This window comes from Solidesulfovibrio sp. C21 (genome assembly GCF_047785625.1).
Lineage (GTDB): Bacteria > Desulfobacterota > Desulfovibrionia > Desulfovibrionales > Desulfovibrionaceae > Solidesulfovibrio.
Genome location: NZ_JBLODY010000090.1, coordinates 1 through 15,630, shown reverse-complemented (window position 1 = coordinate 15,630; position 15,630 = coordinate 1). Strand labels below are relative to the sequence as shown.

Here is a 15,630-nt window from a genome sequence, read left to right as displayed (position 1 = left end):
AAGGCGTATTCTTCAAATATGCGCCGCACGCGTCCGCCCAGCCTGCCCCCGGCCCGCCAACGACATGAATCGGATGGAATTGGCTTTGCGTTTATTTCGGTGCCCCGGAGACACTTTCCCTTTGGGGCACGACGGGCGGTTCGGATTCGGGAGTCCGGAGGGCGGAGCCCTTTGGTCGCCGAAGGCATAAAATCGACAAATTAACGGTGGGATCGGGGGCGAGGGTGCGACGACGCGAGGCTTTGCGATTTCTGGCCATGCTGGGCGCGACCGGGCTGGCTTGTCCGGCTGCGGTCTTGGCCGCGCGGGGCAAAAAAAGGCGCAGCCCGGAAAAGAAGGCCCAACCGGTCTGGCACGCCGGCAAGCAACTGGTTGTCGTGCTGCTCCAGGGCGGCCCGGACGGCCTGTCCGTGGTCGCGCCGGCGGGCGATCCGCTCTATCGCTACCTGCGTCCGACCCTGGCCCTGCCGGCCGATTGCGGCGGTCTGGACCTGGGCAGCGGCTTTCTGCTGCATCCGGCCCTGGCCGATGTGGCCCCATTTTTCGCCCGGAAAACGCTGGCCCTGATTCCGGCCTGCGGCCTGCCCGGCGTCAAGCCGCAACATGCCGCCGCAGTGGCCGCCTTTGCCCGGGGCACTGCCGGTGGAAGCGTGGGCCGGTCCGGCTGGTTCGGCCGGCTATCCGTGGCCCTTGGCGGGAGCCGGGGCCAGATGCTTGTCGCCTGCCGGGGCGATGTCTACGACGGTGCGCCCCATTACAACATGATCGCTCCGGGGCGCGGTCCGGCCCTGCCCGCGCTGCCGGTGGAGGATCAGACTCTTTTTGACGCGGCGGGACGGCTTTTTTCCGGCAAGGAGCCTTTGGCCAAGGCTTTTGCGGCCGGCCGGACCGAGCGCCGGGAAGTCCTGGCCAAACTGCTGGCCGAGGCGCACCGGGCGGCGGCCGGAGCCATCCCCGCCCCCGCTTTTCCGGATTTCGCCGAGCGCTTCGGCCGCGAACTGGCGCATCGGCGCGATGCGGCCCTGGCCTATCTGGCCGTGGGCGGCTTCGACACCCATTCCTGCCAGGGCGTGACCAAGGGCTATCTGGCCGAGCGGCTGCGCGAGACGGGCCAGGGGCTCGCCAACATGCTGAAGGGCCTCGGCAAGCATGCCGAGGATACGGTCATTGTCGCGGTGGGGGAATTCGGGCGCACGGCCCGGGAAAACGGATTCGGCGGCACGGATAACGGCCAGGGCGGCGTGATGCTGGTGCTTGGCGGTCCGGTCGCCGGCGGCCGGCTTTACGGCGACTGGCCCGGGCTGGCCGGGCACAGGCTGGCCGGGGGCCGCGACATCCCCGTGGCCACGGACTGGCGCGACGTGGTCGCCGGCATCGCCGTGCGCTATCTGGGCCTGCCCGAGGGCAGGCTCGGCGAGGTCTTTCCCGGGTATAAGCCGGCCAAGGACGCGCCAAAAGTCGTCGGCTGACGGCCCCGCCGAGAAAGTTCTCAACAGCTTGCGGGGGCGGGGTCTCCCGCCTTCCGTCATCGGGGGGGCCGATCATGCGCCGCTTGCCGATACGAAACCGCGATGCCGGGCGTGGCGCGACGAAGCCGGTTCGCCAAAGTCCTTGTGGTTTGGGGTCCGAATAAGGAGGCCGGCGGGTTCGCGTCCGCTTATGGCGTTGGCTTGGAGCGAACCGTTTCGTCGGCGCGTGGTTGGCGTTTCGCGCCGGCGGAGTGCCTCGCCGCGCCACGACCCCGCATCGCGGTCGTGTTTTGCGATTTTTTTCACATAACCGCGTTTCTGGCAAGGGGGGCCGGCCCCGCAACACCTTGAAATCGCGTGCCCGCGCCACGGAAATTTCACGTGGCGCGTTTTTTTCCCGGGCGGCCGATTATGGCGGCGGCGCGATGGTCACCAGCACGCGCATGTCGGTGATGGCGCGAATCCCATGGGGCGTGGCGATGGGGCACACCACCACGTCGCCCGCCTTGGCCGGCGACGTCGCATTATCGGCCCCAAGAAATTCCCCTTCGCCTTCGAGCACCACGATGGACAGCTCGCCATCCACTTCATGATTATGCACGGGCAGGGTCTGGCCGGCCTTGAAGTTGAAATTGATGATGCGAAAGTCGGCCGAATCGTGCACCCACAGCATGCCGTATCCCGTATCCTTGAACGGACCTTCCTCGAAGATGTTGATTTTCTTCATGGCGGGCCTCCTTGTTTCACGACGAAATGTTATCCAATTTTTTTAGGTAAAAAGTTTAGGAAGCGGAGAGCGCGAGAGGGAAGAACCCTTTTCAAAGGGTTGCCCCTCCCGCATTTCCCGTTTCGGAAACCGGCCCCATGGACACGATCTCGCCGCGCCTGCCGACCACCACCCGGGTAATGGGGATGTCCCGGCCCGAGGCGGTCACGGCCATGGTCGCGATGCGGGCCATGCCCGAGCAGCAGGGCACTTCCATCTGGAGCACGGTGATGTCCGCGACGGCGTTTTCGCGCACGATGGCCGCCAGCTTGTCCACATAGGCCTGGACGTCGTCGAATTTCGGGCAGCCGAGCAGCGCCACCCGGCCGGGCAGAAAGGCGCTGTGGAAGGCGGGAAAGGCGGGGGGCACGCAGTCCGAGGTGAGAAGCAGGCGCGCGCCCTTTAAAAACGGGGCCGTTGGCGGCACGAGCCGCAGCTTGATCGGCCAGCTGGACAGGGCAGAGCCGGCAACCGGCGTCTGTCCGGTCGGGACGTTGGCCTGCTGGCAGGGCGTCAGGGTCAGTGGCTGCCCCGAGGGGCAGCCGCCATGCTTGCCGCCGGGCTGGCCGGCCTGGGCCACATGGGCCATCGCGGCCGCCTCGTCGAATTCCGGGGCCTCGCGTTCGATGATCTGCAACGCTCCGGTTGGACAGTGGCCGATGCAGGCGCCCAGGCCGTCGCAAAAATGATCGGCCACGATCTTCGCCTTGCCGTCCACGATGGCGAGCGCCCCCTCGGCGCAGCCCGTCACGCACTGGCCGCAGCCGTTGCACAAGGCCTCGTCGATTTCGATGATCTTACGCTTCATGCGGAGTTCCTGGAGAGGAGGGGAGGGGATTGCGAGAGGGGAAACCCTTTAAAAAGGGTTCTCCCCTCTCGCGCTCTCCCCTTCCTAAACCTTTTAATGGGTAAAAAATGTTACAATAACAGTTTGTTATCGTTAAAAGTCTTTGGGGAAGGGGTCCGGGGAAACCCCTTTCTTCAGAAAGGGGTTTCCCCGGCGACTTTTTCCTTCTTCTCTTCCTACCCAAGGATGGCTTTCAGGTCCTCGTCCGGGGTGCTGATGGGTTTGATGTCGTAGTTTTCGACCAGGAAGTTGAGCACGTTCGGCGTGAGGAAGGCCGGCAGGGTCGGTCCCAGGCGCATGTTCTTGATGCCGAGGTGGAGCAGAGTGAGCAGGATGGCCACGGCCTTTTGTTCGTACCAGGACAGGATCATGGACAGCGGCAGCTCGTTGACGCCGCAGTCGAAGGCCTTGGCCAGGGCCACGGCCACCTGGATGGCCGAGTAGGCGTCGTTGCACTGGCCCATGTCCAGAAGGCGCGGGATGCCGCCGATGTCGCCGAGCTTCTTGTCGAAGAAGCGGAATTTGCCGCAGGCGAGCGTCAGGACGATCGTGTCGGCCGGGGCCTTTTCCACGAACTCGGTATAGTAGTTGCGGCCGGGCTTGGCCCCGTCGCAGCCGGCGACCAGGAAGAAGTGGCGGATCTTGCCGGCCTTGACCGCGTCGATGACCGCGCCGGCCACGCCCATGACGGCGTTGTGGCCGAATCCCGTCATGACCGTGCCCTTGTCGGTGTCTTCGGGGAAGCCCGGCATGGCCAGGGCCTTTTCGATGACCGGGCCGAAGTCGCCGTTTTTGACGTGGGTCGCGCCCGGCCAGCCGACGAGGCCGGTGGTGAAGATGTTGCCCAGGTAGCTTGCGGCCGGCTTCTGGATGCAGTTGGTGGTCATGAGGATCGCGCCGGGGAAGGCGGCGAATTCCTTGTGCTGGTTCTGCCAGGCCGTGCCGTAATGGCCGTAAAAGTGTGGGTACTTCTTGAGCTCGGGATAGCCATGGGCCGGCAGCATCTCGCCGTGGGTGTAGATGTTGATGCCCTTGCCGGCGGTCTGTTCGAGCAGGTCCTTCAGGTCCTTGAGGTCGTGGCCCGAGACCAGGATGGCCTTGCCGGCCTTGGCCCCGAGCGGCACCACCGTGGGCACGGGATTGCCGTAGGCCCCGGTGTTGGCGGCGTCGAGGAGCTCCATGGTGCGCAGGTTCACTTCGCCGCATTTGAGCACGAGCCCCACCCAGTCGCCCAGGTTCTTGTCCGTGGTGAAGGTGTCGGCCAGGCCCTTGTAGAGGAAGGCGTACACGGCCGGGTCTTCGTGACCCAGGATGGCGGCATGGTCGGCGTAGGCGGCCACGCCCTTGAGCCCGAAGAGCAGCGTGTGCTTGAGTGAGCGGATGTCCGGGTCGGCTTCGGGGATATCCTTGAGGCCGTGCTGGCCGCCTTGTTTGACGAGGCCGTCCAGATCGGAGGCCGGGACAAAGGTGGCCGGACCTTCGGGCAGCCTGGCCGTGAGCGTGGCCGCCAGGGCGTCGCGCTCGGCCACGGCTTTTTCGATCAGGGGCTTGAAATCGGCGGCGTCGAAATTGACGTTGGTGAGCGTGGAGAAAAGGGCCTTGGCGAAAAACCGGCCCGTGGTCAGAGGGACGTCCTTGCCTTCGGCCGCGGCGGCCACGGCCGCCTGGCCAAGGCCGGTCAGGGCGTAGACGAGCAGGTCCTGGAGGTCGGCAACCTCGGGGCTTTTGCCGCACACGCCGAGCTTGTCGCAGCCGAGGCCTTTGGCCGTCTGTTCACACTGGTAGCAAAACATATGTGTCCTCCGTTTGGTGGGGTTTCGGTTCGTGTTGCCTTGATTGCGGGTTTACACGGGCCGGGCCGGGCCCACTTTGACCTAAGTCAAACGGGACGACTTCTTTTGCTTCCTCTTCGGCCTCGGGATTCTCCGCCGCATGCTCGAGGCCCGGGCGCGTCAGAGCGATTCTGCGGCGGCAAGCAGGAAAAAGGGGATTGTTTCAGGATAAAACCCGGATGGTGCAAAAGGTCAAGGGCTAAAGAATCGGGAGCGGGAGTGTGGACAGGGGCATCCTCTCCGCGTATCGCAAAAAACACCTGCAATACAAACTTGAAATACAAGGCGGCGCAAATGAAGAAGAGTATCCGTACGACCATAACCATTCTTATCGGGGTAGTCGTTATTCTCGTTCAAGCCGCTCTTATCCTTATCGTTTCAGATTTGAGTTACGACGAAAGCATCGCCACCAAGCTCCACGAGATGGAGACGATGTCGGCCATCATCGCCAAGTCCGCCTCGGATTTCGGCCAGCACCAGATGGAGATCGTGCGCGGCGCCTCGAAAATGGCCGTCATGCGGGAGTATCTGGAGTCGCGCCAGAACGCGGACGTGGCCCAGGCAGCCATCGCCGCTCTGTCCCAGGCCTCGGAAGACATCAATACGCTTTATCTCTTCGACGAGAAGGGCACCCAGGTCATCACCATGGCCCAGGGCAAATCCGGCAAGCACAGTCCCCTGGCCAATCGGGACTATATCCAGGCCGCCCTGGCCGGAAAGGAAGGCTACGGCAGCACGCCGGTCAGGAGTCTGGCAACCGGCAAGCTCATCGTCAGCGTCACCGCGCCTGTGCGCGACGCCTCGGGCAAGGTGATCGGCGGCATCGGCATGTCCTACGTGCTCGACAGCCTGATCGAGGATTATATCAACGCCATCCGGGTCGGCAAAACCGGCGCGCCCTTCATCCTCACGTCCAAGGGCGTGGTGGTGGCCAGTTCCGACCGGGCGAGGCTGCTCAAGGACGTTTCCGGCGAACCCGGCATCGCGCCGATGCTGGACCAGTCCAAGGGAACGGGCGCCATCACGCGCGGGGGCAAGGAAAAACGCGTCGTCTGGACGCGGGTGCCCAACTGGAACTGGGTTCTCGTCTTTGCCATGGACACCGATGAGATCGAGGCTCCGGCCACGACGCTTCGCAATTCCATGGGACTTGTCGGCGCGGGCTCGGTCGTGGTGCTGCTCCTCGTGACGCTTTTTTCCCTGGAGCGCATTGTCGTGCGGCCGATCAAGCGGCTGGGGGCCTATGCCTCGGAGGTCGCGGCCGGGAATCTGGACAGCAAGCTGACGCTTCGCGCCCAAAACGAGATCGGCACGCTGGCCGACAGCCTGCGGACCATGGTGGCGAGTCTGGAGGGCAAGATCAACGAGGCCGACGACAAGACCCGGCTGGCCAACGAGGAGTCCGCTCGGGCGGCAACGGCCACGCAGGAGGCCGAGGAAGCCAAGGCGGCGGCGGAACAGGCCCGGGCCCAGGGCATGCTCCAGGCGGCGGGCAAGCTCGAAAGCGTGGTGGCCATCGTCAGTTCGGCCTCCGAGGAGCTCTCGGCCCAGGTGGAGCAGTCCACGCGCGGGGCCGAAGAGCAAAGCGCCCGGGTCGGCGAGACCGCTTCGGCCATGGAGGAGATGACCTCCACCGTGGTGGAGATCGCCCGGAACGCCTCCGAGGCGGCGCAGTCCGCCCAAAACGCCAAGGCCAAGGCCGAGGACGGCGCCAGGATCGTGGCCCAGGCCATAGCCGGCATCGGCGAGGCCCAGGACCAGGCGTTGGGACTGAAAAGCGACATGACCGTCCTTGGCGGCCAGGCGGAGAGCATCGGCCAGATCTTGAACGTCATCTCCGACATCGCCGACCAGACGAACCTGCTGGCCTTAAATGCCGCCATCGAGGCGGCAAGGGCCGGCGAGGCCGGCAGGGGCTTCGCGGTCGTGGCCGACGAGGTCAGAAAGCTGGCCGAGAAGACCATGACCGCCACCAAGGAAGTGGGCGACGCCATCCGGGACATCCAGTCCGGCACCCGCAAGAATATTGGCAACGTCGAGCAGGCCGTGGAGAAGATCCAGGCCGCCACGGGTCTTTCGGCCACATCGGGCGACGCCTTAAGCGAGATCGTGGCCCTGGTGGAGTCCACCTCGGGACAGGTCACCTCCATTGCCACGGCCTCCGAGGAGCAGTCGGCCACCTGCGAGGAGATCAACCGTTCCATCGAGGGCATAAGCCGGGTTTCCTCCGAGACCTCCGACGCCATGCGCCAGTCGGCCAACGCCGTGACGGAACTGGTCGATCAGGCCCAAAGCCTGACGGCGCTTATCGAGGACCTGAAAGAGGATGCCGGAACGACGACGCCGCGGGCCGTCTCGGCGTAACGCGGCCTTCGCTTTATTCCCCGCGCGGGCGACACGACAGCGGACAGGACGTGCTTTCGTAAGCGGTGGCCCGCGCAGGGGTGACGACGGCGGTAAAATCAAGCAGTATGGCCCCGGAAAGGGGGGGGCATGAAGGTACTGTGCAGTAATCCGCCGTGGTGGATCGAAAAACCGGATGCCATCTATGAACCCGGAATGCTGGCCGGGGTGCGGGCCGGTTCACGCTGGCCGTTTACCAGTGCCGTGCGTTCCAAGCCCGGCGAGTACCGTTTCGGCGACTATCTGCCATACCCGTTTTTTCTCGGTTCCGCCGCCAGCTACCTTGCCCGGGAGACCGGGGCCACGGTCGCCTTCCGCGACTCCATCGCCCTGCGCGAGGACTACGCCGCCTACTTCGCCTACCTCAAGGAACAGGATTTCGATTACATCGTCATCGAGTCGGCCTCCCCGAGCTGGGAGCACGACGCGGGGCTCATCACCCAGATCAAACGGGAAAATCCCCGGACGAAAATCGTGGTGGCCGGCCCCATCACCAGCCTTGGCGACAAGCTCCTGGCCGAGCATCCGCTGCATGCCGCCATCCGGGGGGAATACGAAAAGGGACTGGTCAAGGTGGTGGCCGACGGCGTGTCGGGGCTTGTGCCCTTTGATCTGTTGACGGAAGAGGAGCTCAACGCCGCGCCGGCGCCCTATTTCGACGAACTGCACGCCCACCGCTACTGGGATTCCAATCCCAAGGGCCAGCTTTTCCCGCAGTTGCAGCTGCTCACCAGCCGTGGCTGCCCCTTCAAGTGCATCTTCTGCGTCTGGCCGGCCGTGATGTCCAACGACGATCCCGACGGCACGGGCGTGCGTCTGGTGCGCCAGCTTTCGGCCGATGCCGTGGAGGGCATCCTCACCGATCTTGTCGGCCGCTTCGGCTACAAGAGCGTCTATTTCGACGACGACACCTTCAACCTGGGCGACCGCCACGTCCAGGCGGTCTGCGGGGTCATGCGGCGCATCGGCCTGCCCTGGTCGGCCATGTGCCGGGCCGACACCATCTCCCGGGAGACCTGGGGGCTCATGCGCGAGTCCGGTTGCTTCGGCGTCAAGATCGGCTTCGAAAGTGGCAACCAGTGGGTCATCGACAACATCGTGCGCAAGAACCTCGACCTGGAAAAGGCCCGGGAGGTCGTCCGGCATATCAAGTCCCTGGGCATGACCGTCCACGGCACATTCACCGTGGGGCTGCCCGGTGAAACGCCCGAACAGATGGCCGATACCGAGCGTTACCGGAAGTCGTTGCCCCTCGACAGCTACCAGGAATCCGGCACGGCCGAGATCGAGGGCTCGCCGCTGGCGTCGCTGCGCAAATCCGGCAGCCTGGAAAAATACGCCGGGGCCAACCTGGACGGCTATGTCGGGGAAAACGACGGCACCCGCAAGATGCGCCTGGTGGCTTTGGGCGATGCCGGTCTTGCCGACGCCGAGCGTTGCCGCAAATACGGCCGCGCCCCCCTGGCCGAGACCATCTGTCTCAATCTGCTCGAAACCGGCGGCGAGGACGCGGCGGTGCTCAACCTGCTCGGCGAGCTGGCGGTCGACGCCCGCAAGACCGACGTGGCCGTGCGCTACTTCGGCCGGGCCATCAAGGCCGACGCCGACTGCGCCGTGGCCTGCCGCAACCTGGGGCTTTTGCTGCGCGGCCAGGGGCTTTTGGAGGAGGCCGCCTCGTGCCTGCGCCGGGCCCTGGCCATCGACCCGGGCGACGGGCAGGCCCGGGAGACCCTGGTCGCCATCGGCACCGATCCCGACGACGACACTCCGGCCGAAGCGGCCGATCAGGCGGCACTGGCGACAAAGCTCGGGGCGCTGCCCGTGACGGCCTGGGGCCGCCGCATGCAGCTCGCCCTGCGGGAAAAGGAACACATCATCGAGGCGAGCGCCTCCGCCCACCTCGCCGCCGCGACAGGCACTCCCCCCGGCCGGCTCATCGTCTTCGACCACGGCCTGCGCTTTCTGGCCGGGCACCATTTCGCCTACGACCTCGGCGTGCTCAAGGAATGCATGAAACGGGAGCTGCCGGTCGAATTCTACGTCTACGCCGACTGCCAGCCCGAGGCGGTCCAGGTGCTGCGGGCCAAGGCCGTGCTTATGCCCTGCCAATACACGTCCCAGTCCTCGGACGAGTACTGCTCCTGTCTGGAGGACTTTCTGTTGTCCGGCACCATGACGGAATACAACCTGTTCAAGAACCTGCGAAACGACCTCGAGCCCACGGACGTGGTGTTCGTGCACACGGCCCATCCGCAGATCGTGCGGGGGATCGCGGCCTGGTACAAGTCCCTGGCCAGGGACAGGCGGCCGTATCTGTGCCTGAAGTTCCAAAACCACTGCTATCGGTTCGTGGCCGTGGAGTACCGGGCGCTCATGCGCTCCATCTTCCGGCTGGCGCTCAAGCCCTTCCTCGACGAGGACAAGGTTTTTTGCGCCGCCAGCAACCGGCTGATCGCCTCCCAGATCCGGCGCGTGGCCGAAAAGCCATGCCCGGTGTTTCCGGTGCCGCTCCAGTTCGAGGTGCCGGCCAAGTCCTACAGGAGCCGGGCCGAGAAGGGGCGGCTCGTCATCGGCTATGCCGGCGAGGGACGCGAGGAGCAGGGCGTGTCGCTTTTGCCGGACGTCTTCGAGGCGCTTTTGCCCACGTATCCGGACGTCACGTTCGTGGTGCAGCTGGCCTGCCGCTACACCGATACCGCCACCATGGCCCGGCTGCACGGGCTCGGCGAGCGGGTGCGCGTGCTCGAGAGCTGCTACGTGGGGGCGGATTTCCACCGGCTGCTGGCCTCCTTCGACGCGCTGGTGCTGCCGTACCGGCCGGGCAACTACGTGGAGCGGTCCTCCCAGATCGTCATCGAGGCCATGGCCCTCGGGCTGCCGCTGATCGTGCCGCGCGGCACGTCGCTGGCCCTCGAGGTCAAGCAGTTCGACGCCGGCTACACGCTCATCGGCAGCCACGACGCGCCCGGAGTGGCCGGGGCCGTGGCCCGGTTCATCGACAACCACGACGAACTGGCCCGCAAATCGGTCGCGGCGGCCCCGCGCTGCACCGCGTTTCACAGCGGGGCCACCCTGGTCGACATGCTGCTCGCCTCGTGCCTCGCCCTGTCCGGCGGGCAGGCCGGGGAAAAACGGCTGGCGGGAGGAACGTCATGAAGTATCCCTGCGAGACGTGCCGGTTCCGGGCCCTGGCCGACAAACGCCCGGCATCTATCTGGGCGCGTTTGTGGCGCTGGCACACGGGCTGGTGTCCGGGCTGGAAGCGCTACCAGAAGGCGCTTGCGGCCGGGAAAATCGTCGAAAAGCGTCCCTAGATCCTGGCCACGCCCAGAAAGACGGCGTGCAGGCTGACGACCAGGGTCAGGTAGGCTGTCCGGGCCGCCACGGGGGAGAGTCCCGGGAAGCTCAAGGTGATGCGCGAGGCCGGACAGGCCCCGAGACAGTCGCCGCAAAGGGTGCAGGAACCGCCCGGCCTGCCCTCGGCCAGGGCCTGCGGCGGCAGGGCCAGGTAGCGGCAGGCGCGCGAACACCGGCCGCAGCCGTCGCAGCCCGGTGCGATGCGCAGCCGCCATGGGCTGATTTTCCCCAATACGTTGCCCACGAACCCGATGGGGCAGTAGCTCGTGCAGTGGACCATGACGCCGGTTTTGCGCGAGGCCACGACCATGATCGCGAGCCCGGCCAGACCGAAGACGGCCACAAGGGCGAGGGCCACAGCCGTGTCCACGCCCAGGGCCCGCAGCCCGGCGGCGGCTATGATGCAAAGGGCCAGGCTGGCGATGCGCCAGCGCGTGGTTGAAACGGGCAGGCGGGCCGGCTTTTTCCCGGAGGCGGCGGCGCAAAGGCCGTCCAGCGCCCCGACGTAGCACAGATGGGCGCACCAGCCCGGCCCGACGAGAAGGAGCGTGGACAGGTAGAGGATGGGCATGAAATAGCCGCCGCCCCGGTAGATGGGGCCGGCGACGATGAGCGCCGGCACCGGCGGGTGCAGCGTGCCGGTCATGAGGCACTGTCCGATCCCGGCCAGTCCCAGGGCCAGCTGGCCGAAAAAGACCAGGGAAAAGGCCGTCCAGTAGCGAAGCCGCAACGGGCCTGTGCGGGAAGCCGTGACCATGCGTCCGGTCAGCCAGGCGGCATAAAGTCCCAGGAGCGCGATTTCGAGGTCCCCCCAGCCCGGGAAAAAGCGGTCGGCCAAAAGCACTGGAAAGGGCGCTTTGGCCCTGGCCAGCCAGAGCAGGCCGGCCGTGAGCCAGAAGGCGACGCCCCGGGGCACGGCATGCTCCGGGGGTTCCGCCGCGTCCGGAGCCTTTCCGGGAGAAAACGCGGCCAGTCCGCCGCCGAGGCAGACGGCGACCACAAGCCCCATGATGCCGGACGCCCGCAGCCAGGGTTCGCCGGCGGCCAGGCGAAAGAGCACGATGTCCGTTCCGGCGCGGGCCAGGACGAGCCCGGCGGCAAGCAGCGCCGGCCCGAGAATGTACCGGGCGTCGCGACGGCAAACGAGAACCGGAAGGAAAAACGTTGCCGCCGCCATGGCCAACCCTGGTCGGCCCACCCGCAGCGCATGGGCGGCGAAGATCGAGAGTCCCGTCAGTTGCAGGGCCAGGGCGGCGGCGTTCCCTGCCCCACGGCCGCGACCGGCCGGCTTCACCCCGGGGCGGGTTTCCCGTATGTAGGGCGTGTCGGACATGGGCGCACTCCTTTGGCGGCAAGGCAATTGAAAAGGCCTCTACGCCGCCCGGGAGCATATGGCTTTGACCTAGGTCAACCCGGGACGGATATGGACAAAAAACAGGCCGTGGCCGGCATCGGGCTTTTTTCCGGCCTTGGCGACAAGGGGCTTGCCGCCCTGGCGGCGGTGGCCGAAACGCGGCGCTATGCCCGGGGCGAGGACATCTTTTTCGCCGGCGAACCGGCGTCCGGCTTTTTCTCCGTGGTCACGGGCAAGGTGCGCATCTACCAGATGTCGCTTGCCGGCAAGGAGCACATCCTGCACGTGTTCGGGCCGGGCGAGGTGTTCGCCGAGGTGGCGGTCTTTTCCGATCGCGTCTATCCGGCCAGCGCCCAGGCCATGGAGGACGGGGAGTACCTTTTTTTCCCCCGGGAGCGGTTCCGGCGGCTTGTGGCCGACGAGCCGGACCTGGCCATGGACATGCTGGGGCTTCTGGCCGTGCGCCTGCGCCAGATGGTCAACAAGCTCGAGGACCTGAGCCTGCGCGAAGTGCCGGCCCGGCTCGCCGCCCATCTGCTGTTGCTCGAGGCCCAGAGCAAAACGCGCCGCCTGACCCTCGATTTGCCCAAGGGCCAGCTGGCCGCCTATCTCGGCACCATTCCCGAAACCCTTTCCCGGGTGCTGCGGCGTTTTGCCGACGACGGCCTGATCGCCCTTTCCGGCAGCACGGTGGAGCTCCTCGACCTGCCCCGCCTGGAAGCACAAGCCGGCGGCCGCGCCCTTGCCGGCCGGCTCTAGGTTCTCGTGTGTCTCTTTCAACCACGATAGTCGGTATTCGCAGCTGATTACGGGAAAATAATCCATACCCGGGAAGGGGGGACCGGGGGGCGCGCCCGCCCCCCGGCAGGGTGGTCCAGGAGGGGCGGCGCCCCTCCTGGCCGCCGGAGGCTCCCGCACGCCGCTGCGCTATTGCCGCGCCACCGCCACGCGGTTGCGGCCGGTGTTCTTGGCTTCGTAGAGGGCGGCGTCGACCCGCTGCATGAGGCTTTCCGGGGTGTCGCCGGAGTGGGCCTGGGCCACGCCGAGGCTGATGGTGCCGGAGATGTCGTGGGGGAAGGGCGTGGCGGCGACCAGATTGCGCAGCTTTTCCGCCAGGACGCGCGCATGCTCCAGATCGGTTTGCGGCGCGGCCACCACGAATTCCTCGCCGCCGTAGCGAAAGAGCCAATCCACGCCGCGCACGGCCCCGGCCACCCTTCTGGCAAGCTCCCGCAGCATGGCGTCGCCGGCGGCGTGGCCGTGGGTATCGTTGACGATCTTGAAATGGTCGATGTCGAACATGATGACGGAAAAGGGCTGCCCGTAGCGGTCGCTGCGCTTGAGTTCGTGGTCCATGACCTGGTTGAACTTGAGCCGGTTGTAAGCGCCGGTCAGCTGGTCCGTGACGGCCAGCTCGGTCAGGGCCTCGTTGGCGCCTTGCAGCCGTTCCCGGTCGGCGCAGATGCGGCGCACCATGGGCCGCAGGATGCAGATCCCCACGCCGGCGAGCAGCAGCAGCATGCCGCTGGTGGCCCAGGCTTCGACCCGGCGCAGAATGGTCAGCCGGGATACGGCCCGGCGCTGGTAGGCCTGGACCACGGCGGTCAGGTCCCGCAGCAACTCGTTTTCCCCAAAAGCGAGCACGTTTTGGAACTTGGGATCGGACAGGGCCGGGCGGCCGGCGTCGGCGTGGTAGAAGGTCCGGGTGCTGGCGATGAAAAAGCGCATCCGCTTGTCCAGCTCGAAGGGCTGCTTGAAGTAGATGGACATCAATTCCGGAGCGTGGGCGGCAAAGGAGTTGGGGTCGTTGAGGTCGGCCAGAAGGCGCTGGTGGTTTTTTTCCAGCAAGTCCACGGAGCGGGCCAGATGGGCGCGGATGTCGCGCCTGGCCTCCTCGTCGTCGGCCGCGGCCAGAAGTAGGCACTGGGCCAGGACGCGCTGGATGAGCAGGCGTTGGGAGCCGGTGACGGCCGTCATCTCGGCCGAGTGGTCGATGGTGTCCATGACATGGCGAAACATGACATAGGACAGCATCGCCAGCCCGGCCACGAGGGAAAGCGCGACCACGTAGCGCACGGTGATGGTGCGCCTGAAGTGGTCGGTCGGCAACGCGTCTACGGCGTGTCGGGAAAAGGGCATGACACACCTGTAGGCGAGTTGGGACGAATCATCAAGATCGGCGGTCCGGCTTCAGCAGACGACCTTGACCTGGTCGGCCACGGCGATGGCCTTGGCCTTGGCCTCCTCCACATCGCGTCCCAAAGCCAGCGCCACGCCCAGGCGGCGCAGGCCGTGCACCTCGGGCTTGCCGAAAAGGCGCAGGGACGTATCCGGCGCGGCAAGGGCGTGATGGGCGATCTCGTAGACAGGAGAGGTGGAGTCGCCCTGGCCAAGAATGACGCGCGAGGCGGCCGGGCCGTACTGGCGGATGGCCGGGATGGGCAGCCCCAGGATGGCCCGCACGTGCAGGGCGAACTCGGACAGGTCCTGGGAAAGAAGGGTGACCATGCCCGTGTCGTGGGGCCGGGGGGACACTTCCGAAAAGAGCACCTTGTCGCCGGCGACGAAAAGCTCCACGCCGAAAATGCCGCGTCCGCCAAGGGCCCCGGTCACGGCTTCGGCCATGCGTCTGGCCTCGGCCAGGGCCGCCTCGGTCATGGGATGGGGCTGCCAGGACTCGCGGTAGTCGCCCTTTTCCTGGCGGTGGCCGATAGGCGCGCAAAAACTCGTGCCGCCGACATGGCGCACGGTGAGCAGGGTGATCTCGTAGTCGAAGGCGACGAAGCCTTCCACGATGACGCGTCCCGCTCCGGCCCGCCCGGCCGTCTGGGCGTAGTCCCAGGCCGCTTCGGCCGAAGCCGCGTCACGGGCCACGCTTTGCCCCTTGCCCGAGGAGGACATGACCGGCTTGACCACGCAGGGAAAACCCACGGCGTCGCAGGCGGCCAGGAATTCCTCTTTCGTGTCGGCGAAGCGGTAGGGGGAGGTGGCAAGGCCCAGCTCCTCGGCGGCCAGCCGGCGGATGCCTTCGCGGTCCATGGTCAGCCGGGCGGCCTTGGCCGTGGGCACCACCGTGTAGCCTTCGGCCTCCAGGGCCAAGAGCTCCGGGGTGGCGATGGCCTCGATCTCCGGCACGATATAATCGGGTTTTTCCGCCTCGATGATGTGGCGCAGGGCGGTTGCGTCGAGCATGCTGACGACGTGGGAGCGGTGGGCGACCTGCATGGCCGGGGCGTTGGCGTAACGGTCCACGGCGATGACCTCGACGCCCAGGCGCTGGGCCTCGATGGCCACCTCCTTGCCGAGTTCGCCGGAGCCAAGCAACAACAGTTTGGTGGCCGAAGGGGTCAAGGGCGTGCCGATGCGCGTCATACGATGCCTCCTCAAGGAATATGCTCACAAAACCAGCAAGCTACAGATCAGAGACGGCAAGGACAAGAGGAAAGAATGAGGGAGGGAAGATGCGAGAGGGGAAACCCTCAAAATGCGAGAGGGGAAACCCTTTAAAAAGGGTTCTCCCCTCTCGCGCTCTCCCCTTCCTAAATTTTATAATAAACAACTGTGTGGTGATTAATGGGTTGTCATCGTTAAAAGTTTTTGGG

General features: G+C 66.0%; 11 protein-coding genes. 5 read left to right on the top strand and 6 right to left on the bottom strand.

Annotated features, from left to right (window positions below; translation table 11 throughout):
• Nucleotides 1–224: 224 nt before the first annotated feature.
• Entirely contained in the window at nt 225–1,469 is a 1,245-nt protein-coding gene (locus ACMZ6R_RS18160) for a DUF1501 domain-containing protein (protein WP_416114113.1), read from the top strand.
• Between the two features lie 409 nt (nt 1,470–1,878).
• On the opposite strand, the gene ACMZ6R_RS18155 is transcribed toward ACMZ6R_RS18160, so the two are convergent.
• The 3 genes from ACMZ6R_RS18155 to hcp form a co-directional block, all read right to left on the bottom strand.
• Entirely contained in the window at nt 1,879–2,196 is a 318-nt protein-coding gene (locus ACMZ6R_RS18155; protein ID WP_416114111.1) for a cupin domain-containing protein, read from the bottom strand.
• Between the two features lie 91 nt (nt 2,197–2,287).
• Complete coding sequence (locus ACMZ6R_RS18150; protein WP_416114109.1) at nt 2,288–3,043, bottom strand: ATP-binding protein; 756 nt, start codon at nt 3,041–3,043, stop codon at nt 2,288–2,290.
• 215 nt (nt 3,044–3,258) lie between these two features.
• Nucleotides 3,259–4,875 carry a hydroxylamine reductase gene (gene hcp / locus ACMZ6R_RS18145; protein ID WP_416114107.1) on the bottom strand — a complete coding sequence of 539 codons (1,617 nt, stop codon included), beginning with the start codon at nt 4,873–4,875 and terminating at the stop codon, nt 3,259–3,261.
• A 333-nt stretch (nt 4,876–5,208) separates the two neighbouring features.
• Between hcp and ACMZ6R_RS18140 the strand changes: the two genes are divergently transcribed.
• The 3 genes from ACMZ6R_RS18140 (at nt 5,209) to ACMZ6R_RS18130 (ending at nt 10,631) form a co-directional block, all read left to right on the top strand.
• Nucleotides 5,209–7,278 (top strand): methyl-accepting chemotaxis protein, encoded by a 2,070-nt coding sequence (locus ACMZ6R_RS18140; protein ID WP_416114105.1) that lies wholly within the window; start codon nt 5,209–5,211, stop codon nt 7,276–7,278.
• 129 nt (nt 7,279–7,407) lie between these two features.
• Complete coding sequence (locus ACMZ6R_RS18135) at nt 7,408–10,473, top strand: radical SAM protein (RefSeq protein WP_416114103.1); 3,066 nt, start codon at nt 7,408–7,410, stop codon at nt 10,471–10,473.
• Nucleotides 10,470–10,631, top strand: a complete 162-nt coding sequence (locus ACMZ6R_RS18130) for a hypothetical protein (RefSeq protein WP_416114101.1) — start codon at nt 10,470–10,472, stop codon at nt 10,629–10,631. Before ACMZ6R_RS18135 ends, ACMZ6R_RS18130 begins: the two co-directional genes overlap by 4 nt.
• Here the strand turns inward: ACMZ6R_RS18130 and ACMZ6R_RS18125 are convergent.
• Nucleotides 10,628–12,007, bottom strand: coding sequence for a 4Fe-4S binding protein (locus ACMZ6R_RS18125; protein WP_416114099.1), 1,380 nt, complete (start codon nt 12,005–12,007; stop codon nt 10,628–10,630). The genes ACMZ6R_RS18130 and ACMZ6R_RS18125 overlap by 4 nt on opposite strands.
• Nucleotides 12,008–12,097: 90 nt before the next feature.
• Here ACMZ6R_RS18125 and ACMZ6R_RS18120 point away from each other — a divergent pair, with 90 nt between their 5' ends.
• Nucleotides 12,098–12,787, top strand: a complete 690-nt coding sequence (locus ACMZ6R_RS18120) for a Crp/Fnr family transcriptional regulator (RefSeq protein ID WP_416114097.1) — start codon at nt 12,098–12,100, stop codon at nt 12,785–12,787.
• Nucleotides 12,788–12,955: 168 nt separating this feature from the next.
• On the opposite strand, the gene ACMZ6R_RS18115 is transcribed toward ACMZ6R_RS18120, so the two are convergent.
• A complete protein-coding gene (locus ACMZ6R_RS18115; RefSeq protein ID WP_416114095.1) occupies nt 12,956–14,167 on the bottom strand; it encodes a GGDEF domain-containing protein in 1,212 nt (403 codons plus the stop codon).
• Nucleotides 14,168–14,218: 51 nt separating this feature from the next.
• Nucleotides 14,219–15,400 carry a formate-dependent phosphoribosylglycinamide formyltransferase gene (gene purT / locus ACMZ6R_RS18110; RefSeq protein WP_416114093.1) on the bottom strand — a complete coding sequence of 394 codons (1,182 nt, stop codon included), beginning with the start codon at nt 15,398–15,400 and terminating at the stop codon, nt 14,219–14,221.
• Between the last annotated feature and the right edge of the window lie 230 nt (nt 15,401–15,630).